19 protein-coding genes are annotated in these 22,949 nt (G+C 63.3%); 14 read left to right on the forward strand and 5 right to left on the reverse strand.

Annotated elements, in window-relative coordinates:
• Together M2395_RS16415 and moaC are read right to left on the reverse strand one after the other, a co-directional pair.
• Positions 1-243 (reverse strand): MoaD/ThiS family protein, encoded by a 243-nt coding sequence (locus M2395_RS16415; RefSeq protein WP_011059392.1) that lies wholly within the window; start codon positions 241-243, stop codon positions 1-3.
• Positions 240-713, reverse strand: coding sequence for a cyclic pyranopterin monophosphate synthase MoaC (gene moaC / locus M2395_RS16420; protein ID WP_011059391.1), 474 nt, complete (start codon positions 711-713; stop codon positions 240-242). The genes M2395_RS16415 and moaC overlap by 4 nt, the downstream gene beginning before the upstream one ends.
• 230 nt (positions 714-943) lie before the next feature.
• Here moaC and M2395_RS16425 point away from each other — a divergent pair, with 230 nt between their 5' ends.
• From M2395_RS16425 to ribD, 6 genes are all read left to right on the forward strand, one after another.
• Complete coding sequence (locus tag M2395_RS16425; RefSeq protein WP_011059390.1) at positions 944-1,390, forward strand: DMT family transporter; 447 nt, start codon at positions 944-946, stop codon at positions 1,388-1,390.
• A 101-nt stretch (positions 1,391-1,491) separates the two neighbouring features.
• The gene (locus tag M2395_RS16430) at positions 1,492-2,232 is read left to right on the forward strand and encodes a class I SAM-dependent methyltransferase (protein WP_123430100.1); all 741 of its coding nucleotides are present in this window, start codon (positions 1,492-1,494) and stop codon (positions 2,230-2,232) included.
• 41 nt (positions 2,233-2,273) lie between these two features.
• Positions 2,274-3,281, forward strand: a complete 1,008-nt coding sequence (locus M2395_RS16435) for an SUMF1/EgtB/PvdO family nonheme iron enzyme (RefSeq protein WP_015634245.1) — start codon at positions 2,274-2,276, stop codon at positions 3,279-3,281.
• Between the two features lie 66 nt (positions 3,282-3,347).
• Entirely contained in the window at positions 3,348-3,947 is a 600-nt protein-coding gene (gene ribA, locus M2395_RS16440) for a GTP cyclohydrolase II (protein WP_011059387.1), read from the forward strand.
• A gap of 80 nt (positions 3,948-4,027) precedes the next feature.
• Positions 4,028-5,731: a WD40 repeat domain-containing protein gene (locus tag M2395_RS16445; protein ID WP_015634244.1), complete on the forward strand. Its 1,704-nt coding sequence runs from the start codon at positions 4,028-4,030 to the stop codon at positions 5,729-5,731.
• A complete protein-coding gene (gene ribD / locus M2395_RS16450) occupies positions 5,728-6,834 on the forward strand; it encodes a bifunctional diaminohydroxyphosphoribosylaminopyrimidine deaminase/5-amino-6-(5-phosphoribosylamino)uracil reductase RibD (protein WP_011059385.1) in 1,107 nt (368 codons plus the stop codon). Before M2395_RS16445 ends, ribD begins: the two co-directional genes overlap by 4 nt.
• Here the strand turns inward: ribD and M2395_RS16455 are convergent.
• Entirely contained in the window at positions 6,813-7,739 is a 927-nt protein-coding gene (locus M2395_RS16455) for a LysR family transcriptional regulator (protein ID WP_011059384.1), read from the reverse strand. The two genes, ribD and M2395_RS16455, sit on opposite strands and share 22 nt — an antisense overlap.
• A gap of 46 nt (positions 7,740-7,785) precedes the next feature.
• Here M2395_RS16455 and M2395_RS16460 point away from each other — a divergent pair, with 46 nt between their 5' ends.
• The 3 genes from M2395_RS16460 to M2395_RS16470 are packed head-to-tail and all read left to right on the forward strand — an operon-like array spanning position 7,786 to position 12,440.
• Positions 7,786-8,199, forward strand: coding sequence for a VOC family protein (locus M2395_RS16460; RefSeq protein WP_015634243.1), 414 nt, complete (start codon positions 7,786-7,788; stop codon positions 8,197-8,199).
• Positions 8,200-8,229: 30 nt separating this feature from the next.
• Positions 8,230-9,381, forward strand: a complete 1,152-nt coding sequence (locus M2395_RS16465; protein ID WP_015634242.1) for an efflux RND transporter periplasmic adaptor subunit — start codon at positions 8,230-8,232, stop codon at positions 9,379-9,381.
• The gene (locus M2395_RS16470) at positions 9,378-12,440 is read left to right on the forward strand and encodes a MexW/MexI family multidrug efflux RND transporter permease subunit (RefSeq protein ID WP_123430099.1); all 3,063 of its coding nucleotides are present in this window, start codon (positions 9,378-9,380) and stop codon (positions 12,438-12,440) included. Before M2395_RS16465 ends, M2395_RS16470 begins: the two co-directional genes overlap by 4 nt.
• Before the next feature lie 59 nt (positions 12,441-12,499).
• Here M2395_RS16470 and M2395_RS16475 read toward each other — a convergent pair whose 3' ends face one another.
• Entirely contained in the window at positions 12,500-13,894 is a 1,395-nt protein-coding gene (locus tag M2395_RS16475; RefSeq protein ID WP_011059380.1) for a PhoH family protein, read from the reverse strand.
• A 346-nt stretch (positions 13,895-14,240) separates the two neighbouring features.
• On the reverse strand, positions 14,241-15,365 hold the full coding sequence (locus tag M2395_RS16480; RefSeq protein ID WP_123430098.1) for a polysaccharide deacetylase family protein: 1,125 nt from the start codon (positions 15,363-15,365) through the stop codon (positions 14,241-14,243).
• Between the two features lie 211 nt (positions 15,366-15,576).
• On the opposite strand from M2395_RS16480, the gene yaaA reads away from it, so the two are divergent.
• The 5 genes from yaaA to algK all read left to right on the forward strand — a co-directional run bounded on the left by yaaA (position 15,577) and on the right by algK (position 22,838).
• Positions 15,577-16,356 (forward strand): peroxide stress protein YaaA, encoded by a 780-nt coding sequence (yaaA, locus tag M2395_RS16485; RefSeq protein ID WP_053156460.1) that lies wholly within the window; start codon positions 15,577-15,579, stop codon positions 16,354-16,356.
• A gap of 813 nt (positions 16,357-17,169) precedes the next feature.
• Positions 17,170-18,486 carry a nucleotide sugar dehydrogenase gene (locus M2395_RS16490; protein ID WP_011059377.1) on the forward strand — a complete coding sequence of 439 codons (1,317 nt, stop codon included), beginning with the start codon at positions 17,170-17,172 and terminating at the stop codon, positions 18,484-18,486.
• Between the two features lie 142 nt (positions 18,487-18,628).
• Entirely contained in the window at positions 18,629-20,110 is a 1,482-nt protein-coding gene (gene alg8, locus M2395_RS16495) for a mannuronan synthase (RefSeq protein ID WP_011059376.1), read from the forward strand.
• Between the two features lie 35 nt (positions 20,111-20,145).
• Positions 20,146-21,315: an alginate biosynthesis protein Alg44 gene (locus M2395_RS16500; RefSeq protein ID WP_011059375.1), complete on the forward strand. Its 1,170-nt coding sequence runs from the start codon at positions 20,146-20,148 to the stop codon at positions 21,313-21,315.
• A gap of 83 nt (positions 21,316-21,398) precedes the next feature.
• Positions 21,399-22,838: an alginate biosynthesis TPR repeat lipoprotein AlgK gene (gene algK / locus M2395_RS16505; protein WP_011059374.1), complete on the forward strand. Its 1,440-nt coding sequence runs from the start codon at positions 21,399-21,401 to the stop codon at positions 22,836-22,838.
• The last annotated feature ends 111 nt before the right edge of the window (positions 22,839-22,949 follow it).

Genomic DNA, 22,949 nt, shown 5'->3' on the forward strand with positions numbered 1-22,949 from the left:
TCAACCTCCGGTCACCGTGGGGAAAAACGCCACTTCGTCGCCGTCTTCCAGGGGTTCGTCCAGCTGGCACAGCTCTTCATTGCGGGCGCACATCAGGTTCTGCTCGGCCAATACCTCGGCCCCGTCCCGGGACAGCAACGCCTGGCGCACATCCTCGACCTGCTGGAACACGCCTTCGATCTCCAGCCCGTCAATGCCCAGGGCCTCGCGGTAGCGAGCGAAAAACTTCACCGAGATCTTCATGCCTGATCCGCCTGGTAATGGCCGCTCTTGCCGCCGAGCTTCTCCAGCACCCGAACACTGTCGATGGTCATGCCCCGGTCCACCGCCTTGCACATGTCATAGATGGTCAGCGCGGCGACGCTGGCGGCGGTCAGCGCCTCCATTTCCACCCCGGTCTGCCCCGATAGCTTGCAACGCGCAACGATGTGCACGCAGTCCTCGCCTTCGGCACTGAGCTCGACCTTGACACTGGTAAGCATCAACGGATGGCACAGGGGGATCAGGTCACTGGTTTTCTTTGCCGCCTGGATCCCGGCGATGCGCGCCACGGCGAATACATCGCCCTTGGGGTGACCGCCGCTGACGATCATCTGCAGGGTTTGCGGGAGCATGCGCACCCGCGCTTCGGCCACCGCCTCGCGAAAGGTCACGGCCTTGTCGGTGACGTCGACCATATTGGCGCGCCCCTGGGAATCGAGATGAGTCAGCACGGCGTTACTCCTGATCTGGTGGCGGCGATTGTAAACCCGCGGGTCAGTTTTCCGCACCCTGCAGCCCCGCCCCCCGGGGGAAAACAATCCTGCCCGAGATGGTCAGCCGGCCTGTCTGGCCCAGGGTCCCAGAGGACGATCAGCGTGGCGAATACCCAGCATAAGAACAAAGAATTGGCGCCATTATATTAATAAAAGTACAACTTCCCGGAAAAAGGAAACGAAAAAACATGGCATTTCTAATATCAATCCTCCTAAGCCTCCTGGCCGGTTTCGCAGTACCACTACAAGCAGGAACCAATTCAAGACTTGGACACCTATTAGGCCATCCACTATGGGCCACCGGGGTATCACTACTTGTCAGCCTACTGGCACTTATTGCTGTAATAATCTTTATTAAAGTTCCTCGCCCCAACTTCGCAGCCGCTCAGGAAGGCCCCTGGTGGATCTGGATGGGCGGGATTGCCGGTGTGTTCTACATCACCGTCGCCCTGCTGATGGCGCCACGCCTAGGGGCCCTCAACTTCATCATGACAGTGATTGTCGGACAACTGATCATTTCCTTGCTCATCGACTATTTCGGTTTGGTCGGTCTTCCACGCCAAACAATAAGCATGCAAAAACTCATTGGCGTACTAGTCGTCATTGGTGGATTCATCATTACCACTCGCGGCTAGCCATAAGAACAACGCAACAACCGATAACAACCAGAAACAACCTGCCCAACTATTTCCTCATCGGAAAGTTAATAACACTCAGCCGACCAGATAGGTGAACAATGACCAGTCAAGCTGCAACTTATGACTCCATCGGTGAACGCTTTGAAGACTTTACCGACACCGCCTCGCAACGCTCGGTAGAAACCGAAACCTTCTTCCATATGGTGGGAGCCATCCAAGGCAAATCCGTCCTGGACCTGGCCTGCGGCTTCGGCTACTTCGGCCGCGAGCTTTACCACCAGGGCGCCAGCAAGGTGGTCGGGGTGGATATTTCCTCATCGATGATCGAACTGGCACGCAAGGAATCGGCGCGCAACCAGGAGGCCATCGAGTATCACGTCGCCAACGTCTGCGAAATGGGCGTACTGGGGCACTTCGACCGCGTCACTGCGGCCTGGCTGTTCAACTACGCGCAATCACCACAAGAGCTGGAAAAGATGTTCAAGGTGGTGGCCAGGAACATGGTCCCCGGCGGCAAACTCATCGCCTACACCGTGGACCCGGGCTTCGAGCTGCAACGCGGCAACTTCACCAAGTACGGCGTCCACGTACTCAGCGAAGAAGCCCATGCCGGTGGCTTCCGCCATCACGCCGAGTTCGTTACCCAACCGCCCAGCGCCTTCACCTTCCACCGCTGGAGCCGCGACACCTACGAGCAGGCCATCCTCAAGGCAGGCTTCTCCAAGCTGCAGTGGCAGAAGCCAATCATCTCCGTCGCCAATCGTGCCAAGCATCCCGTCGGCTACTGGGACGATTTCGAGCGCAACTGCCTGCAAACCGGGCTGATCTGCACCCTGTGACCGCCCCTCTCCCCTCAACCAGATGCAGGACAAGAAGTACTATGAATTCCAAGGGTTTTGCTCACTGGCCAGTGTTCGACGGCCCCCTGACAGCCGAAATGACCGACAGGCAATTGATGGGCCTCGCGGAACACTTTCAGCCAGGCATCGAGCTTTCGCTGCCCCTGGCGGTCTGGCGGCAGTTGTCCGACAAATCGGCGGAGCAGTTGGCCCTGGGGGTGGAAAACCCTGACGCTCCTCTGTCATGGCGTCTGGCCTCGGCACGGCTGCTGGCACAGACCATGGACCCACGCCTGGATGTACTCAACCCGCCGATGATCACCATCGAAGGCGGCCAGGTCGAGATCGGCCTGGAGGAGTCGGCCATCGACCAGGTGCTGCAGCACATGCAGGGCCTGGGGCTGGACCGCAGCTGGATCGAGAAGGAGGCCCCGCGCCACCAGGTGGAGCTCAAGCCCTACGCCATTGGCAAGTACCCGGTAACCAACCTGGAATACCGGGCATTCCTGGAGGATTCGCAGTACCCCGCCATCCCCGGCAACTGGCTTTTCGGCCAGTTCCCCAGCGAACGTGCCAACCATCCGGTCTATGGCCTGAGCGCCGGCGATGCCGACGTCTACTGCCAGTGGCTGGCGGCCCGTACCGGTCGCTCGTTCCGCCTGCCCAGCGAAGCGGAATGGGAGTTTGCCGCCGCCGGCCATGAAAACCTCGAATACCCCTGGGGCGACCAGTTTCTGCCCCTGCACGCCAACACCGCGGAAATGGGCCTGTTCGCCACCACCCCGGTAGGTGCCCTGCCCGAGGGCGCATCGCCCTTCGGCTGCATGGACATGGCCGGAAACGTCGAAGAATACGTGGCCGATGACTACGCCCCCTACCCCGGCGGCAATGCCGTCATCGACGACCTGGTGACCGTGGTCGGCACCCACCGGATTGCCCGCGGCGGCAGCTTCACACGCTTTCGCGACTTGACCCGCAACTGCCGTCGACACGGCAAATACCCCAGGGAGATCTACGTGATGGGCTTCAGGCTCGCCGAGAGCCTCTGACCCGGCATTTCTACTTTTGCAACCAAACAATTACACGTTCAACGTCAAAGAACGGAAGGGATTTCCATGAACACACTCAGCATCAGAAACCAGGTCGACATCCCCCTGAACGACTCGCCCACCCCCGGCACTTTCTACAGTTTCAGCGGCCTGGAAGCGGCCCATGAACACATCCTGATCAAGCTGGGCCCCGCCAGCGAACACAGCCCCCTGGTGCGCATTCATTCCGAATGCCTGACCGGCGATGTCTTCAACTCCCAGCGCTGCGATTGCGGCCCGCAACTGAGCGAGTCCATCTCGCGCATGCAGGAAGAAGGCGGCTACCTCATCTACCTGCGCCAGGAAGGCCGGGGCATCGGCCTGTACGCCAAGCTGGATGCCTACCGCCTGCAAGACGGCGGCATGGACACCTTCGAAGCCAACAGCCACTTGAACTTCCCCGAGGACGGCCGGGACTTCTCCATGGCCGCCAGGATGCTCAAGGCCCTGGGCGTGCAGCACTGCCGCCTGATCACCAACAACCCGGACAAGGTCCAGGCCCTGAAGGACAACGGCATCATCGTGGACAGCACCATCCCCACCGGGGTCTTCCTCACCCGGCACAACAGCCACTACCTGCAAGCCAAGAAAGACAAGAAGCACCACCTCATCGATCTCATCAAATAGAAGAACCTGCCTCCCCCGGAGCCCGCGGGCCGGGGGACGGCTGCCCGTCATCCGCCAACGCATTATTAAGGACAATAATCATGAGACATTTCGGGCCCATCAGCGGCATCGCCACGTTCAAGGACACCTACGTCGCCACCGCCGGCTACGACAACCAGGTGATCCTCTGGGATGCCAGGACCCGGACCCCGATCCAGCGGGTCCTTCACGATCATCTGGCCAACCAGTGCGCATTCAACGCCGCCGGCACGCTGCTGGTAAGCGCCAGCAGCGACTACACCGCGCGGGTCTGGGAAGTGCCGTCCCTGCGCCTGAAGACCGTGCTCATCGGCCATGACGACGACATCGAGATGGCCGCCTTCTCCCCGGACGGCCAGACCATCGCCACCTGCTCCCGGGACCACAGCATCCGCCTATTCAACCTCAGCGGCCAGACCCTGCGGATCCTCCACGGCCACACCGCCGACGTGATCTCGGTGTGCTGGTCGGCCGATGGCCAGACCCTGGTGTCGAGCAGCGATGACGGTTCGATCCGGCGCTGGGATGCCAATACCGGGCAACAGCTGGAAACCATCGACCTGGGCGGCGTGGAAACCGACACCGTGGCCCTGTCCCGCGAGGGCATCATTTTCGCCGGCGACGACGAAGGCAAGATCTCCATCATCAGCCCCCGCGGCACCCTGCTGCAGCCCGCCCACAGCGCCGGGATCAAGCGCATCATCTGGGACGACAGCCAGCGCCTGCTGATCAGCCTCAGCTACGACCGCTCGGTCATGCTCTGGCACCTCAAGCAGGACGGCACCCTGGTCAAGACCGCGGAAACCTCCCTGCCGAGCATCATCTGGCCACGCAGTTGCGCGCTGCTGGGCAGCCATCGCATCGCCTTCGTCACCTTCGGCTCGCGCTATGCCACCTGGGATTTCGCCACCCAGACCTGGGACCTCAGCGGCATCGAACCGGCGGTCAGCCTCAACGCCGTGGCGGTGGTCGGCGAAGACGTCTACAGCATCGGCGACGCCGGCATCCTGCATATCAACGGCCAACCCAGCATCAAGGCCGGCAGCCTGTGCAACTTCCTCCTGCCCTTTGGCGACAGTGTGTTGACCGGCGGCCAGATGGGCACGGTGTTCGACGCCCGCACCGGCGCCACCCTGTACCAGCACCGCTCGCCCCTGAACTGCGGCACCACCTTCATCAAGGACGGTGCCTTGCACGCAGCCATCGGCACCTACACCGGCGAAGCGCTGATCTTCTGCCTGGACCAGCAGCAGCCGCGCTTCGTCACCCAGGTGCGCATGCATGAGAACGCCATCAAAGGCATCGCCGCCGATGAAACCTACATTTTCAGCGTGTGCGCCACCGCAGCCGCGGCCTTCTTCCGGATTGCCGACTTCGGCCTGGAAACCTACCTGGACAAGGCCCACGAGCGGATCTCCAACGGCTGCACGCAGATCCAGGGCGGCTTCGCCAGCATCGGTCGCGACCTGAAACTGCGCCTGTGGCGCGATGGTGCCAGCGAGGTGTTCGACACGCCCCACAGCCACTCGATCAAGTGCATCGCCATCTCCCGGGACCGCTCGATGATCGCCACCGGCAGCTACGGCGGCACCGTGGCCGTCTTCGATCTGAAAAAGCGCGTCTGGGCCAGCGTGGAGAAACCCACCGCCAGCGGCATTTCCTGCCTGATCCATGACGCCAGCGGCGAAGGTTTCCTGGCCAGCGCCTACGACGGCCGGATCTACCCGATCACGCCCCCGGCCGCTGTCCAGTCGGCGCGCCCATGACCTACTTCAGCGAAGTCGACTTCCAGCACATGCAGCACGCCCTGTCCCTGGCAGAACGGGGCAGCCACTCCACCTGGCCCAATCCGCGGGTAGGTTGCGTGATCGCCCATGGCTCGCAAGTGGTCGGCGAAGGCTGGCATCGGCGGGCCGGCGGGCCCCACGCCGAGGTGTTCGCCCTGCGCCAGGCCGGTGGCCTGGCGCGGGGTGCCACCGCCTACGTGACCATGGAACCCTGCAGCCATGTCGGACGCACCGGTGCCTGCCATCAGGCCCTGATCGACAGCGGCGTGCACAGCGTGGTGGTGGCCCATCAGGACCCGTTCGAACAGGTCAACGGCCAGGGCATCGCCCAACTGCGTAACGCCGGAATCGAGGTGCGGGTCGGCCTGCTGGAATCGGCGGCCCAGGAGTTGAACCGCGGCTTTCTGTCCACGGTGCGGCGCCAGCGGCCCTGGGTGCAACTGAAAATGGGCATGAGCCTGGACGGGCGCACGGCCCTGGACAATGGGCGCTCGAAGTGGATCACCAGCACCCGGGCCCGGGCCGACGTGCAGTATTGGCGGGCCCGCAGCTCGGCGATCCTCACCGGCAGCGGTACCGTCCTGGCGGACGACCCACTGCTCACGGTACGCCAGCTGTCCTCCCCGGAGGCCCTGGCGCCAGTACGTGTGGTGCTCGACAGCCAGGGCCGGGTGCCCGCCACGGCGCGGGTGTTCAACGACCAGGCGCCGAGCCTGCACGTGGTGCACCGGGAGTGCCCGCTGGCCAGCAGCGACAGCGAGCAGGTCATGGCGCTGCCCGGGGACGACCAGGGCCTGCACCTTGAGCAGTTGCTGCACAACCTCAGCCAGCGCGGCCTGCACGACCTGCTGGTGGAAGCCGGCCCGACACTGGCCGGCAACCTGCTCAAGGCGCATCTGGTGGATGAGTTGCTGTTGTACGTGGCTCCGCGCCTGCTGGGGGATCTGGCCCGGCCGCTGGTGCACCTGCCGTGCTTCGACCGCCTGGAGGAGGCCCTGGACTTTGCCCTGTATGACGTCAGCCAGCTGGGGCCGGACCTGCGTCTGCGCCTGCGGCCGGCTCAGCCGCCGAGCGCGCTATGAGCGACCACCTGCTTGACCTGCTCACGCAACCAGACATGGGCCGGTTCATTGTCGAAACGCTGATGCCAGATCTGCACGAAGGGAAACGGCGGAATCGGCAACGGCGGTCGCAGCTGGATCAGGTCCTGGTTAAGCAGCGCTTCGTCCAGGGTGCGAGTGGCCACCGTGAGAATCAGGTCGGTGTTGTGAATCATGCTGGGGGCAGTGCGCCAATGGGGCACGCTCACGGCTATCCGCCGCTGCAGCCCTTCGTCGCGCAGCAGGCTGTCCACCTCGCCGTTGGCGCTGCCATCCATCGACACCAGGATGTGTGGCCGGGCCAGGTAGCTGTCCAGGTCCAGCGTGCCGTCGGCCGGCAATGTGCGTCGATCGAGGAGGCAGGAGAAGGTTTCCTCGAACAGTACCTCGGTGGAAATGTCGCCGGACAGGTTGGGAAACACCCCCAGGGCCAGGTCGATCTTGCCCTGGGAAACCTGCTCGAACATTCCGTGCCGGGTGTCCTGGGTCACCACCAAGGTGGTGTTCGGCGCATCGCGGCGCAAGCGCACCATCAGGTTGGGCAGCACCAGCGCGGCGCCGTAGTCGGACATCGCCAGGGTGAAGATGCGCTGGGAACTGGCGGGGTCGAAGTCGATGGACTTGCCGAACAGGGTTTCGATCTGGCCGAGGATTTCCCGCAGCGGCTGCTGGATGTTCTGGGCCAGGGAACTGAGCACCAGTTCGCTGCCCCGGCGAATCAGGATCGGGTCATCCAGCAACCCGCGCAACTTGCTCAACGAGTGGCTGATGGCCGGCTGGCTCAAGTGCAGGCGCAAGGCCGTGCGGGTGACATGTTTTTCTGTCAGCAGGGCATCAAGCACCACCAGCAGGTTCAAATCGATATTGCGCAGTAAGACCGTGACCATCCTGTCATTTCCAACTCAGGGAGCAAGGTCCCAAAAGGAGCAACACATGCTGCAACTCAAACGAATTATTGAAACAGCCCTTTATGTGAACGATCTCGACATCGCGAAAGAATTCTACGCAAAAACCTTCCAGCTGGAAGTCATGGTCGAGAGTGATGTCCTCGTGGCGCTGAACATCGGCGGCCAGAATACCCTGTTGCTGTTCAAGCGGGGCGCCTCGCTGCACACCAAATACCTCAGCGGCGGCGAGATCCCGCCCCACGATGCCAGCGGGCGGATCCATGTGTGCTTTGCCATCGACAAGCAGGACCTGCCCGGCTGGAAGGAACGCCTGGCCCACTCCGGCATTCCCCTGGAAGGTCGTACCGAATGGCCCAAGGGCGGCTCCAGCATCTATTTCCGCGACCCGGATGAAAACCTCGTCGAGCTGCTCACCCCCGGTTGCTGGCCGATCTACTGAAACTGCAACTGACGTCAAGGAGTGAATGTCATGGTGTCCGTCGGTGTAACCAAGCCCCCCTCCCTGCGCGCATGGCTGGCGCTGATCGCGGCGCTGCTGACCGTCGGCCTGCTGGCCGGGTGGCTGTGGCACGGGGCCCGGCCCGGCCCACAGGCCTATGCACAGGCACCGGTCAAGGTCGCCGTGGCCACGGCCAGTACCCTGCCCTTCCCGAACTACCTGGAAGCCATCGGCGAACTGGAGGCGATCCAGCAAGTCAGCGTGCCGGCGGAAATCGGCGGGCGCATCGTCAACCTGCCGATCCAGTCAGGGCAGCGGGTCGAACGCGGCCAGGTCCTGGTCCAGCTCAACGACGCGCCCCAGCGCGGCAACCTGGTGCGCCTGCAAGGGGAAATGGAAAACGCCCGGATCCGCCTCGAACGCTCGCGGCGCCTGGTGTCGGTCAACGCCACCTCCAGGGAAGCCTTCGACAATGCCCAGACCGAGCTGTCCACCGCCAAGGGCGCCTTGCAGGCGCTGACCGCGGAAATCGAGCAGCGCACCATCCGCGCGCCCTTTGCCGGCACCCTGGGCATTCGCAAGGTGCACCTTGGGCAATACGTGAACCCCGGGGACGTGCTGATCAACCTGATTGGCGACAAGGGCCTGTACGTCAACTTCAGCGTGCCCGAGCAGGCGCTGGCCCAGGTCACGCCGGGGGCGACCCTGGAAGTGCTTCTCGACGCCCTGCCCGGGCAGGTGCTCAGCGCCAAAGTGAGCGCTGTCGATCCGTTTCTCGATCGCACCCGCACCCTGAGCATCCAGGCACGCTTGCAAGACCCGCCAGCCAGCGCCCTGCCCCATATGTTCGCCCGTGTGCGGCTGGCCCAGCCGCTGCCCAGCGGCACCTTGAGCGTGCCGGAAACCGCGGTGACCTATAACGCCTACGGCGAAGAGTTGTTCGTGGTCCAGCCGGCCAAGGATGCCCAGGGCGCGCCGACGGTGCAGCGGGTATCGGTGAAAACCGGCGCGCGGCATGCCGGCCGGGTGGTGATCGACAGCGGCCTGGCGCCGGGCGCGCAAGTGGTGACGTCCGGGCAGATCAAGCTCAGTGACGGCGCCCCGATCGAACCGCAGCAGCACAGCGTGCTCAGCGATGCCGGCGGCAGTGCGACAACCCTGGCCGCGGGAGAAGAGCCGTGAAGTTCACCGATCTGTTTGTCCGCCGCCCGGTGCTGGCGCTGGTGGTCAGCCTGCTGATCCTGCTGGCGGGGCTCAAGGCCTACAGCAACCTGCCGGTGCGCCAGTACCCGTTGCTGGAAAGCTCGGTGATCAGCGTCACCACCGACTACCCCGGGGCGCCGGCTGAGCTTATGCAGGGCTTTGTCACCCAGCCGATCAACCAGTCCCTGGCCTCGGTGGAGGGGGTGGACTACGTCAGCTCGTCCTCGGTCCAGGGGCGCAGCCTGATCACCCTGCGCATGGCCCTCAACCAGGATTCGTCGAAGACCCTGAGCGAGGTGATCGCCAAGGTCAACCAGGTTAAGTACCGCCTGCCCGAGCAGGCCTACGACCCGGTGATCGAGCGTTCCGCCGGGGACGCCACCGCCGTGGCCTATGTCGGTTTCGCCAGCCGCTCGCTGTCCGCCTCGGCGCTGAGCGACTACCTCAGCCGAGTGGTACAGCCGCTGTTTTCCAGCATCGAGGGCGTGGCCAAGGTCGAGACCTTCGGCGGCCAGCGCCTGGCCATGCGCCTGTGGCTGGACCCGCAGCGCATGGCCGGCCACGGCGTCAGCGCGGCCCAGGTGGAACAGGCGATCCGCGCCAACAACTTCCAGGCCGCCCCCGGGCAGATCAAGGGCCAGTACGTGATCTCGTCGATCCAGGTCAACACCGACCTGAGCAACCTCGACGAGTTTCGCGACATGGTCATCAGCAACCGTGGCGACCACCTCCTGCGCCTGCGGGACATCGCCCGGGTCGAGCTGGGCTCGGCGTCCTATGAAACCAGTGCGCTGATGGACAGCAAGCCGGCGGTGCACCTGGGCCTGTATGCCACGCCCAAGGGCAACCCGCTGCTGATCGTCGCCGACATCAAGCGCCTGCTGCCGGAGATCCAGAAGACCCTGCCGCCGGGAGTGGAGGTGGCCCTGGCGTTCGAGACCGCCCACTTCATCCAGGCCTCGATCATCGAGGTCATCGAAACCCTGATCGAAGCCATCCTGATCGTGGTGGCGATCATCTACCTGTGCCTGGGCTCGGCCCGCAGCGTGCTGATCCCGGTGGTCAGCATTCCGCTGTCGATGGTCGGCGCACTGGCGCTGATGCACCTGTTCGGCTTCAGCATCAACCTGCTGACTCTGCTGGCCATGGTCCTGGCCATCGGCCTGGTGGTGGACGATGCCATCGTGGTCATGGAGAACATCCACCGCCACCTCAAGGAGGGTCGCACGCCGTTGCAGGCGGCCTTTGTCGGGGCCCGCGAAATCGCCTCGCCGGTGATAGCCATGACCATCACCCTGGCTGCGGTGTACATGCCCATCGGCCTGATGAACGGGCTGACCGGCGCGCTGTTCAAGGAGTTCGCCCTGACCCTGGCCGGCGCGGTGCTGATCTCCGGGGTAGTGGCCCTGACCCTGACCCCGGTGATGTGCGCCACGCTGCTGCCGGCGGGGCAGCAGGAAGGTCGCATGAGCCGCTGGGCCGAGCAGTTCTTCCACTGGCTGGCACGTCTCTACCAGCACGGCCTGGTGCGTTCCCTGCGCTGGCGCGGCGCGGTCCTGGCGTTTGCCGCCCTGGTGCTGCTCAGCCTGCCGTGGCTCTACGGCCACGCCAGCAAGGAGCTGGCGCCCAACGAAGACCAGGGCAACCTGCTGCTGGCGATCAAGTCGCCGCAGCACGCCAACCTGGACTATGTCGAGCGCTATGCCTACCAGCTGGACGCGATCCTCCAGGGCCTGCCGGAAACCGTCAGCACCTGGATCATCAATGGCAGCGACGGCGTGGCCGCCAGTTTCGCCGGGGTCAACTTCAGCGAGTGGTCGCAACGCCAGCGCAGCGCGGCCAGCATCCAGCAGCAGTTGCAGCAGGAGGTCGATGCGGTCGAGGGCAACTCGATCTTCGTCTTCCAGTTGCCGCCGCTGCCGGCCTCCACCGGCGGCCTGCCGGTGCAACTGGTGATCCGCAGCACCGAGGACTACCGCTCGCTGTTCCAGGCCATGGAGGAGATCAAGCAGCAGGCCCGGGCCAGCGGCCTGTTCGCGGTGGTGGACAGCGACCTGGAGTTCAACAACCCGGTGACCGAGGTGCGCATCGATCGCAGCAAGGCCAACAGCCTGGGCATCCGCATGCAGGACATCGGCACCACCCTGGCGGTGCTGATCGGCGAGAACTACACCAACCGCTTCGCCCTGCAGGGCCGCTCCTACGACGTGATTCCCCAGAGCGCCGCGGCCCAGCGCCTGACACCCCAGGCCCTCAACGGCTTCTACGTGGAGACCGACAGCGGCACCCAGGTGCCGTTGTCCACCGTGGTCAGCCTGCATGACAGCATCCAGCCCAACAAGCTCAAGCAGTTCAACCAGCAGAATGCCGCGACCTTTCAGGGCATCCCCGCCCCGGGGGTCAGCCTGGGCCAGGCGGTGGCCTTCCTGCAGCAGCAAAGCCAGGCCCTGCCCGCCAGTTTCAGCCATGACTGGCAGGCCGATTCGCGGCAGTTCATCCACGAAGGCAATGCCCTGCTGCTGACTTTCCTGTTCGCCCTCATCGTGATCTACATGGTGCTGGCCGCGCAGTACGAAAGCCTGAGCGACCCGCTGATCATCCTGATCACCGTGCCGCTGTCGATCTGTGGCGCGCTGATTCCCCTGGCGCTGGGGCTGGCGACCATCAATATCTACACGCAGATCGGCCTGGTGACCCTGATCGGCCTCATCAGCAAGCACGGCATCCTGATGGTGGAGTTCGCCAATGAACTGCGCGCGGCCCTGGGCTGCACTGCGGCCCAGGCGATTATCCGCGCGGCACGGATCCGCCTGCGGCCGATCCTCATGACCACCGCCGCCATGGTGGTGGGGCTGGTACCGCTGCTGTTTTCTTCCGGCGCCGGCGCCAGCAGCCGTTTCGGCCTGGGGCTGGTGATCGTCATCGGCATGCTGGTGGGCACCCTGTTCACCCTGTTCGTGCTGCCGTCGATCTACAGCCTGATGGCACGCGCCCACAGTCGTTCCAGCGAGTTGGAGGAACTGCAGCAACTGGCCTGAGCCTGCGCCAGAAGTGCAACGGGCGGCCCAAGGGCCGCCCGTTGTGTTCCAGGGTGAGGTTACAAGTGGCTTTCGGCGTATTCCGCCAGGATCGAGCGCGGCACCCCTTGCAGGGTGATGTGCACGCCGTTGGGGAAGTCCTTGAAACGTTCGGTGAGGTAGGTCAGGCCAGAGCTGGTGGCCGACAGGTAGGGGGTATCGATCTGTGCCAGGTTGCCCAGGCACACCACTTTGGAACCGGCGCCGGCACGGGTGATGATGGTCTTCATCTGGTGCGGGGTAAGGTTCTGGCATTCGTCGATCAGGATCAGGCTCTGCTGGAAGCTGCGGCCGCGGATGTAGTTCAGGGATTTGAACTGCAACGGCACCTTGCTGAGGATGTAGTCGACGCTGCCGTGGGTGTTCTCGTCATCCATGTGCAGGGCTTCGAGGTTGTCGGTGATGGCGCCCAGCCAGGGTTCCATCTTCTCCGCCTCGGTGCCGGGCAGGAAGCCGATCTCCTGGTCCAGCCCCTGCACGCTGCGGGTGGCGATGATGCGCCGGTAGCGCTTGCTGACCATGGTCTGCTCGATAGCGGCGGCCAGGGCCAGGATGGTCTTGCCCGAGCCCGCGGCGCCGGACAGGTTGACCAGGTGGATATCCGGATCGAGCAGCGCGTACAGCGCCAGGCCCTGGTAGATGTCCCGCGGTTTCAGGCCCCAGGCCTCCTGGTGCAACAGGGGCTCCTGATGCAGGTCGAGGATCAGCAGCACATCGGCGCGGATTTCCTTGATCCAGCCGACAAAGCCCTGTTCGTCGATGATGAATTCATTGATGTGCACCGCCGGCAGGTTGTCGATCAACTGCACCTGGTGCCAGGTACGGCCATGGTCCTGGCGGGTTTCCACCTTGCTTACGCGGTCCCAGAACGAGCCGCTCATGTTGTGGAAACCATTGGGCAGCAGGGAAACATCGTCCACCAGCTGGTCGGTGCTGTAGTCCTCGGCGGCGATCCCGCAGGCCCGCGCCTTGAGGCGCATGTTGATGTCTTTGGTCACCAGCACCACGGGCAGGTCCTTGTTGCGCGCGTGCAGGTCGATCAGCTGGTTGATGATGATGTTGTCGTTGAGGTTGTCCGGCAACAGGCTGGTGGGCTCGTTGCGCTTGCTCATGAGGATCGACAGCAAGCCCTTGGGCCCACTCTTGCCACGCTGGATCGGTACGCCCAGCTCGACGTCCTCGGGTGAGGCTTCACCCAGGGTCTTGTCGATCAGGCGGATGGCCTGGCGGCATTCGGCGGCCACGCTGTGATGCCCGCTCTTGAGCTTGTCCAGCTCTTCGAGGACGGTCATGGGGATGGCGACGTGGTGTTCTTCGAAATTCAGTAAGGCGTTTGGATCGTGAATCAATACATTGGTATCGAGTACATAAAGGATTGGCTGGTTGGAAGAAGAGCTACGTCCGTGGTCATCCATACTCGGTCACCTTATGTGGGAGCCAGTCGACGCAATACCATGGGGTATCGCGCCTCGAAGGGCCACCGAATTCACCCGCGGGGGTTCAGGTGACCTGCACACACAAGGAGTCTTGGGAGACGCCACCTGTGTCGCAGGTTTCGGCGGTCTGAGTTCGTAATACTCCAAAAGCCGTGACAGGAAAAAGCACTTTGACGCTTTTTTGATGTTTATTTTGCAGAGTGACGAATAGCCCTTGGCGAGTGGCCCGGGCACCGTTAAAGTCGGAAGTCCGCCTGCCTCGAAATCCCGCTATTTTTCCCCTCTTCAGCCGCCTTTTCTCCCTGTTTGCGCAGGCTGTTTCGTTTCAGCGAAATGCATCCTGGCAGTCTTCCCAACCGATGCCGCTCTGCGCGGTCTGGGCCAGCAACCAGGGCAGGCTGCTCTTGACCCCATCCTGCTTGGCATTGAAGGCGATCACCCCGCGTCGCCACAGCAGCATCAAGGTCAACACTCTTTGCCCGCTGTCCTCGGCCTTGAGCTTGCCGGCGCCGTCCTGGGCGTCGATGTCCCATAGCGCCACCTGCATGCCCTGGGCATTGAAGAAGCCCTGGGCGTCGGCGCGACGCTGGCCATAGGGCGGGCGGAACAGCGGCACGTAGTTTTCCGGCAGCTTGCTTTTCACCAGGTCGGCACTGCGCTGGATCGAGTACTGCCAGTCCTGCCAATGGCTGTGGGAACGGAATTCCCACCCCTGGACCCCAACGCACTGCCGGGAATACAGGGATTGCAGGCTGGCCACCGACGCCTTGTCGAGACGGTTCTGGATATCGTTGCCAAGAACGAAGAAGGTGCCGCTGAGGTTGGCCTTGCGCAGGTAGTTGGTGAGCCAGGGCGTGTTGTCCGGCGCCAGGTTGGCGGCGCTGTCGAAGGTCAGCAGAAACAGCCGGTCATTGAGCTCGTCGCCATTGCGCTCGTAGTCGCCAAAGCGCAGCACTTCGCTGCTGGTCTGCGGTGACAGCGCGGCCTTGCGCAGCAATTCGTCCAGGTACTGCTCGTGGAAGGTCCGGCTCGGCTCGCCCCAGCGCGCGTAGTAGGAGTCCTGCGCCAGATGGAACTTGCCGGCCTGCTTGCGCAACTGCTGCATGTTTTCCACCAGGTAACAGAAGGACGCGTCCTGGTCGCAGCTCTGCTGGGCGAAGTTGTAGTTATCCAGCAGGCGCTGCCACAGATGTTCGCGCAGCTCAGAGATCGCCTCCATGTTGATCATCCGCAGGCCCAGGCGCTGCTTCATCGAGGCCTCGTCCCAGGCTTCGCTGATCAGCAAGGCGCGAGCGAAGGAGAGGATCTCGGCCCGCGAGGCGACGTCGAACAGGGTCGGATTGTCGAGCTTTTCCGGCCAGGTGCTGCGGTCCAGGGTCGCCACATCATTGGGCGCTGCCAGCACGCTGAAACTCAGAAGCCAGGCCGAGAAGAGAAACGCGATACGCAAAAGGGATGCCTCCAGAACAAAACCCGCGCCGCACTATAGCCGATCTGTGCCAGGAATCAGGGCCCCTTCGCCGGCAAGCCGGCTCCTACAGGCTCGTGCGGGAGCCGGCTTGCCGGCGAACCGCGATCAGCGGTCATGACTATCGCCATCATAGGTGGAGTCCGGGCGCCCGAGCCCCTAGAATCCCCCGACGCCAAAAGGAGACGACCCCATGCTGATGGTGATTTCACCCGCCAAGACCCTCGATTACGAAACACCGCCGGTTACCCAGCGCTTCACCCAGCCGCAATACCTCGACCACTCCCAGGAACTGATCCAGCAACTGCGGGAACTGACCCCGGCGCAGATCAGCGAGCTGATGCACGTATCCGACAAGATCGGCGGGCTCAACGCCGCGCGCTTCGGTAGCTGGACCCCGGCCTTCACTCCAGACAACGCCAAGCAGGCGCTGCTGGCGTTCAAGGGCGACGTCTATACCGGGCTCAACGCCGAAACCCTCAGCGAGGCGGATTTCGACTACGCCCAGCAACACCTGCGCATGCTTTCCGGCCTGTACGGCCTGCTGCGCCCCCTGGACCTGATGCAGCCCTATCGCCTGGAAATGGGCACCAAGCTGGCCAACGCCCGGGGCAAGGACCTGTACGCCTTCTGGGGCACCCGCATCAGCGAATGGCTCAACGAGGCTCTGGCCGAGCAAGGTGACGACCTGCTGCTGAACCTGGCTTCCAACGAGTACTTCTCGGCGGTCAAGCGCACGGCCCTGAACGCGCGGATCATCAATACCGAGTTCAAGGACCTGAAGAACGGCCAGTACAAGATCATCAGTTTCTATGCCAAGAAAGCCCGTGGCCTGATGAGCCGCTTCGTCATCCAGGAGCGCATCAACGACCCCGCCGAGCTCAAGCAATTCGACGTCCAGGGCTACCGCTTCAGCGCGGAGCAGTCCAAAGCCGACAACCTGGTATTCCTGCGCGACCACGCACCGGAATAAAGCGTTCCCCTGCCGCGCTCGCTTCCAACCGGCGAGCGCGCCAGAATGTGATCATCCGCACATTCCCCGCCTTTAATAAGCCAATTTTCTGGCGCCATAGAACTTTCAGCGTTTTGCCTAACTTTTATTTCACTCGACAGCGCTGATTTTTTTCAGTAGTGGCACCACTTTTTTTATTCGGTAGTGGCACAAAAATATCCCCTCGCTTCAACTCCCCATAACTAAAGGCCCAAACCGTTAGTGCTATCAGTTTGAGAGCAGTGCCATCTTTCTCAATATTTCAAGAAATTTCGAAAAACAGGATGAGCGGGCAGGAACTATGCCTTCAGACACCGCTCATACCACCGGTAACGATTCTCAACGAGGTTGTAGGAGATGACTTACATGGGCTCACGAGGAACTAATCAAGTTGCAACATTGATTTGACCAACGAGTCACAAACTTGAACTAAAGGGTAAACAAACGGAGATAAGGCACCTCAACTATCCCCTAACGAGCCAAGGAACAGCTGGCCTTCAAGGCCCCCGAAAACAACTGGAGAGCCCGTACTGCGTGGCATCCAGCCATCCACAGGAACGCGGATGGTTTTTCTCGAGGGACCTGCAGCAGGAGCCGCCGGCAACATTCAAGGGCAAGTCAAAACAACATGGATCGGTTGCGCACAACTTGAGTGCATTTATTTAGTCACTCGGAACTTAGTCTGCCTGCACACGGCACTACAGCGTACTTCGCTGGACTTCCGAGTGCGCAACAACAGCTGGCAAACATTAACTCCGGCCATCTAATGGCGTGAATAACACAGAGGTAAATGCGATGCGCATCAGCATATTTGGTTTGGGTTACGTCGGTGCAGTATGTGCCGGTTGCCTGTCCGCACGGGGCCATGAAGTGGTTGGCGTAGATATCTCCAAAGACAAGATCGACCTGATCAACGCCGGCAAGTCGCCGATCGTCGAACCGGGCCTGGGCGAACTTCTGGCGCAAGGAATCCAGACCGCTCGTCTGCGTGGCACCACCAACTTCGCCGAGGCCATTCGCGATACCGACCTGTCGATGATCTGCGTCGGTACCCCGAGCAAGAAGAACGGCGACCTGGAACTGGACTACATCGAATCGGTGTGCCGCGAGATCGGTTTCGTCCTGCGTGACAAGGCCACCCGCCACACCATCGTGGTGCGCAGCACCGTGCTGCCGGGCACCGTGAAGAACGTGGTGATCCCGATCCTCGAAGACTGCTCGGGCAAGAAGGCCGGGGTGGATTTCGGCGTCGCGGTGAACCCCGAGTTCCTGCGTGAAAGCACCGCGATCAAGGACTACGACTTCCCGCCCATGACCGTGATCGGCCAGTTCGACCAGGCCTCCGGTGATGTGCTGCAAGCGCTGTACGAAGAGCTCGATGCACCGATCATCCGCAAGGACATCGAAGTCGCCGAGATGATCAAGTACACCTGCAACGTCTGGCACGCCACCAAGGTCACCTTTGCCAACGAGATCGGCAACATCGCCAAGGCGGTGGGCGTGGACGGCCGTGAAGTGATGGACGTGGTCTGCCAGGACAAGACCCTCAACCTGTCCCAGTACTACATGCGCCCGGGCTTCGCCTTCGGCGGCTCGTGCCTGCCCAAGGACGTGCGCGCCCTGACCTACCGCGCCGGCTCCCTGGACATTGAGGCGCCCCTGCTCAACTCGCTGATGCGCAGCAATGAATCCCAGGTGCAGAACGCCTTCGACATCGTTTCCAGCCATGACAAGCGCAAGGTCGCCCTGCTGGGCCTGAGCTTCAAGGCCGGCACCGACGACCTGCGCGAGAGCCCGCTGGTGGAACTGGCGGAAATGCTCATCGGCAAGGGCTTCGACCTGAGCATCTACGACAGCAACGTCGAGTACGCCCGGGTTCACGGCGCCAACAAGGACTACATCGAGTCGAAGATCCCCCACGTTTCGTCCCTGCTCAACTCGGACTTCGACGCGGTAATCGGCAACTCCGACGTGATCATTCTCGGCAACCGCGACGAGAAGTTCCGCGCCCTGGCCGAAGACGTGCCCCACGGCAAGCAGGTCATCGACCTGGTGGGCTTCATGTCCAAGGCTACCTGCAGCAAAGGCCGTACCGAAGGGATCTGCTGGTAAGGGTTCGCCAGCCAGCCGGCTCCTACCCCATCCCCGTAGGAGCTGGCTGGCCAGCGATCTGGCCCTCCCAGATCTCCATGCCTGCCTTAACCCCCCTCGGGCCACCCCACAGGCTCGCCCGAGACCTTGATGGACGCAGATTATGCACAGGCTAAAGCACGGCCTGCTTCAGGCCGCCGGTTGGCTGTTCTACTCGAGTTTGCTGATGGGCATGGCCTTGTTGCTGCCCGCCTCGACCTTCGACTCACAGTCCAAGGACTTCATTTTCCTGATTGGCGCCGTGGGCATCTGGCGCTACTCGATGGGTGCCACGCACTTCGTGCGCGGCATGCTGTTTCTCTACGTGGTCTACCCGCACCTGCGGCGCAAGGTGCGCAAGCTCGGCAGCGCGGCGGACCCGTCCCATGTGTACCTGATGGTCACCAGCTTCCGGATCGACGCGCTGACCACCGCCCAGGTCTACGGCTCGGTCATCCGTGAAGCCATCGACTGCGGCTTCCCCACCACCGTGGTCTGCTCGATCGTGGAAATGTCCGACGAGCTGCTGGTGAAAAGCCTGTGGGCGCGGATGAACCCGCCGGAGCGGGTCAAGCTGGACTTCGTGCGCATCCCCGGCACCGGCAAGCGTGATGGCCTGGCCTTCGGCTTTCGTGCCATCTCCCGCCACCTGCCGGACAGCCGCGCCGTGGTAGCGGTGATCGACGGTGACACCGTGCTCGGCGAAGGCGTGGTACGCAAGACCGTGCCCTGGTTCCAGCTGTTCGGCAATGTCGGCGGCCTGACCACCAACGAATTCTGCGAAGTGCGCGGCGGCTACATCATGAGCGAATGGCACAAGCTGCGCTTCGCCCAGCGCCACATCAACATGTGCTCCATGGCCCTGTCCAAGCGCGTGCTGACCATGACCGGGCGCATGTCGGTGTTCCGCGCCACCGTGGTCACCGACCCGGACTTCATCGCCGACGTGGAAAGCGACTCCCTGCAGCACTGGCGCCTGGGCCGCTTCAAGTTCCTTACCGGCGACGACAAGTCCAGCTGGTTCAGCCTGATGCGCCTGGGCTACGACACCTTCTACGTGCCTGACGCGGCAATCAACACCGTGGAGCACCCGCCGGAGAAGAGCTTCATCAAGGCCAGCCGCAAGCTGATGTTCCGCTGGTACGGCAACAACCTGCGGCAGAACTCCCGGGCCCTCGGCCTGGGCATGAAACGCCTGGGGCTGTTCACCAGCGTGGTGCTGTTCGACCAGCGCGTGTCGATGTGGACCTCGCTGCTGGGCCTGACCGTGGCGATCATCGCCAGCTTCAAGTACGGCACCGCCTTCATCCTGGCCTACCTGCTGTGGATCGGCATTACCCGCCTGATCCTGACCCTGCTGCTGTCCTGCTCGGGGCACCGCATCGGCCCGGCCTACCCCTTGATTCTCTATTACAACCAGATCGTCGGCGCGCTGGTGAAGATCTACGTGTTCTTCCGCCTCGACCAGCAATCCTGGACCCGCCAGGACACCAAGCTGACCCGCGACCTGGCCAGTTTTCAACGTTGGTTCAACACCTGGTCGTCTCGGACCATGACCTTCTCGGCCGGCAGCGTGTTCGTCGCTGTCCTGCTGCTGATGGTCTGAACCGCCTTGCCTGAATTAACTAGGAAATCGACTCTATGAACACCGCCGTGAACGTCAATGTAGTGCATGAATCCGAAGCCCAACGCCAGCACGCCCGGGTCAAGATCCCGGCCAAGCTGCGCTTCTTCGGAACCGAGGCCAAGCCTCTTGAAGTGCGGGTCCACGACCTCTCCGCCGGCGGCCTGAGCTTCAACGCCGGGCAGCAGATGCTGACCGTGGGCGAAGTGCACAAGGGCCGCCTGCAATTTGTCATCGACAACCTCGGCCTGGCCATGGACGTCGAGCTGCAGGTCCGCTCCTTCGATCGCCAGAGCGGCCGGGTCGGTTGCCAGTTCCAGAACCTCGAACCCCAGGACATCTCCACCCTGCGCCACCTGATCACCTCGCACCTGGCCGGCGACATCGTCAGCATGGGCGACGTGCTCGCCACCCTGCAGCGCGACAACTTCACCAAGGCGCGCAAGAACAAGGACAGCGGCAGCGGCATGACTCCGCTGGGGCGCCTGCGGGCGGTGACCTTCAGCGCCGGGATCTTCATCGTCGGCCTTGCCGCCTTCGGTTTCATCCTCAAGTCGGTGTACGGCATGTACTTCGTCAGCCACGCCGAGGCCGGCCTGGTCAACGTTCCGGGGATGAACGTCACCATGCCGCGCGACGGCACCGTGCAGAGCCTGGTGCAGACCGATGGCAGCGTCGCCAAAGGCGCGCCCCTGGCCAGCTTCAGCACCAGCATGCTGGACGTGCTCAAGGGCCACCTGGACGAAAACCAGCTGCAACCGGCCAAGGTCGAGGAACTGTTCGGCAAGCAGATGACCGGCACCCTGACCTCCCCCTGCGACTGCACCGTGGCCCAGCAACTGGTGGCCGACGGGCAGTACGCCAGCAAGGGCGACGTGATCTTCCAGCTGGTGCCGCGCAATAGCCTGGCCAATGTCGAGGCGCGGTTCTCCTACCGCCAGTTCGGCGACGTGCGCCCGGGCACCAAGGTCAACTTCCAGATCGCCGGCGAGGATGAAGTGCGCACCGGCACCATCGTCAGCAGCGCCAGCCTCAACAGCAACGACCTGTCCTCCGACATCCGCGTACAGATCAAGCCCGACGCGCCCCTGAGCAGCGCCTTCGCCGGCCGCCCGGTGGAAGTCAGCAGCGACCGCGGCCCGTCGATGAACTGGCTGATCGACAAAGCCATGGCTGCGGGTCTGTAACCATGAGAGTGCCTACCCAGCTCCCTGTAGCCGCTGCCGCAGGCTGCGCCCGGCCGCGCAGCGGACGCCATCCGGCCGACTCGATGCTCCCCGACAACCAGCACGAGCGCTTCGCGCTCGATCGCAGCCTGCGGCAGCGGCTACAGGGTTCGGTGTTGCCTTTGGTCGCGGCGCTGGCCCTGGCCGGTTGCGCCGGCCTGCCGGACCAGCGCCTGGCCAACGAGGCCCTGAAGCGCGGCGACACCGCCCTGGCCCAGCAGAACTACCGCCAACTGGCAGACCTGGGCTACAGCGAAGCGCAAGTGGGCCTGGCCGACATTCAGGTGGAAAGCCGCGACCCGGCGCAGATCAAGCAGGCCGAGGCCACCTACCGCGCCGCAGCCGACACCTCGCCCCGTGCCCAGGCGCGCCTGGGGCGCCTGCTGGTGGCCAAGCCCGGCTCCAGCGAGGCCGAGCAGCACGAAGCCGAAGGCCTGCTGAAGAAAGCCTTTGCCAATGGCGAAGGCAACACCCTGATCCCCCTGGCGATGCTGTACCTGCAATACCCCCACAGCTTCCCCAACGTCGACGCCCAGCAGCAGATCAGCCAATGGCGCGCCGCCGGCTATCCGGAAGCCGGTCTGGCCCAGGTCCTGCTGTACCGCACCCAGGGCACCTACGACCAGCACCTGGACCAGGTGGAAAGCATCTGCAAGGCCGCCCTCGACAGCACCGACATCTGCTACGTCGAGCTGGCCACCGTCTACCAGAAACGCGGCCAGCCAGAACAGCAGGCCGAGCTGATCAAGCGACTGCAGGCCGGCTACAGCCGTGGCAGCGTCAGTGCCCAGCGAGTCGACAGCGTGGCCCGGGTACTGGGCGATGCCAGTCTTGGCAAGCCGGATGAAAAGACCGCCCAGGCCCTGCTGGAACAGGTCGCCCCCGGCTACCCGGCCTCCTGGGTCAGCCTGGCGCAACTGCTCTACGACTTCCCCGAGCTGGGTGACGTCGACAAGATGATGGAATACCTGGAGAACGGCCGCGCCGCCGACCAGCCCCGGGCCGAACTGCTGCTGGGAAAGCTCTACTACGAAGGCAAGTGGGTGCCGGCGGACGCCAAGGTGGCCGAGGCGCACTTCCAGAAAGCCGTGGGCCGCGAAGTCGCCGCCGACTACTACCTGGGGCAGATCTACCGCCGTGGCTACCTGGGCCAGGTGTACCCGCAAAAAGCCCTGGACCACCTGCTGACGGCTGCCCGCAACGGCCAGAACAGCGCCGACTTCGCCATTGCCCAGCTGTTTTCCCAGGGCCGCGGCACCGCGCCCAACCCGGTCAACGCCTACGTCTTCAGCCAGTTGGCCAAGGCCCAGGACACCCCACAGGCCAACGAACTGGCCCAGCAGCTGGATCAACAACTGCCCCCCGGCCAGCGCGCCGAAGCCCAGCGCCTGCTGCAACAGGAGCAGGCGGCGCGCGGTGCCCTGACCCAGAACACGCTGCAACTGCACGCGCTGCAGGAAGAAGACGGCGAGGAATCCCTATGAAGTCCATCCCATTCAACACCACCCCTGTAGCCGCTGCCGCAGGCTGCGACCAAGCGCGAAGCGCTCGCCACGCCTGCCCTCGCGAATCGCGGCCGCTGCGCGACCGGGCAC

Source organism: Pseudomonas sp. BIGb0176 (assembly GCF_024810175.1).
GTDB lineage: Bacteria > Pseudomonadota > Gammaproteobacteria > Pseudomonadales > Pseudomonadaceae > Aquipseudomonas > Aquipseudomonas protegens.

Coding starts and splice junctions, on each gene's coding strand:
- M2395_RS16430 (WP_123430100.1), top strand. CDS start 1,492: ATGACCAGTCAAGCTGCAACTTATGACTCCATCGGTGAACGCTTTGAA.
- M2395_RS16455 (WP_011059384.1), bottom strand. CDS start 7,739: ATGGTCACGGTCTTACTGCGCAATATCGATTTGAACCTGCTGGTGGTG.
- M2395_RS16445 (WP_015634244.1), top strand. CDS start 4,028: ATGAGACATTTCGGGCCCATCAGCGGCATCGCCACGTTCAAGGACACC.
- M2395_RS16460 (WP_015634243.1), top strand. CDS start 7,786: ATGCTGCAACTCAAACGAATTATTGAAACAGCCCTTTATGTGAACGAT.
- ribA (WP_011059387.1), top strand. CDS start 3,348: ATGAACACACTCAGCATCAGAAACCAGGTCGACATCCCCCTGAACGAC.
- M2395_RS16425 (WP_011059390.1), top strand. CDS start 944: ATGGCATTTCTAATATCAATCCTCCTAAGCCTCCTGGCCGGTTTCGCA.
- M2395_RS16435 (WP_015634245.1), top strand. CDS start 2,274: ATGAATTCCAAGGGTTTTGCTCACTGGCCAGTGTTCGACGGCCCCCTG.
- M2395_RS16490 (WP_011059377.1), top strand. CDS start 17,170: ATGCGCATCAGCATATTTGGTTTGGGTTACGTCGGTGCAGTATGTGCC.
- M2395_RS16465 (WP_015634242.1), top strand. CDS start 8,230: ATGGTGTCCGTCGGTGTAACCAAGCCCCCCTCCCTGCGCGCATGGCTG.
- alg8 (WP_011059376.1), top strand. CDS start 18,629: ATGCACAGGCTAAAGCACGGCCTGCTTCAGGCCGCCGGTTGGCTGTTC.
- algK (WP_011059374.1), top strand. CDS start 21,399: ATGCTCCCCGACAACCAGCACGAGCGCTTCGCGCTCGATCGCAGCCTG.
- yaaA (WP_053156460.1), top strand. CDS start 15,577: ATGCTGATGGTGATTTCACCCGCCAAGACCCTCGATTACGAAACACCG.
- ribD (WP_011059385.1), top strand. CDS start 5,728: ATGACCTACTTCAGCGAAGTCGACTTCCAGCACATGCAGCACGCCCTG.
- M2395_RS16415 (WP_011059392.1), bottom strand. CDS start 243: ATGAAGATCTCGGTGAAGTTTTTCGCTCGCTACCGCGAGGCCCTGGGC.
- M2395_RS16500 (WP_011059375.1), top strand. CDS start 20,146: ATGAACACCGCCGTGAACGTCAATGTAGTGCATGAATCCGAAGCCCAA.
- M2395_RS16475 (WP_011059380.1), bottom strand. CDS start 13,894: ATGGATGACCACGGACGTAGCTCTTCTTCCAACCAGCCAATCCTTTAT.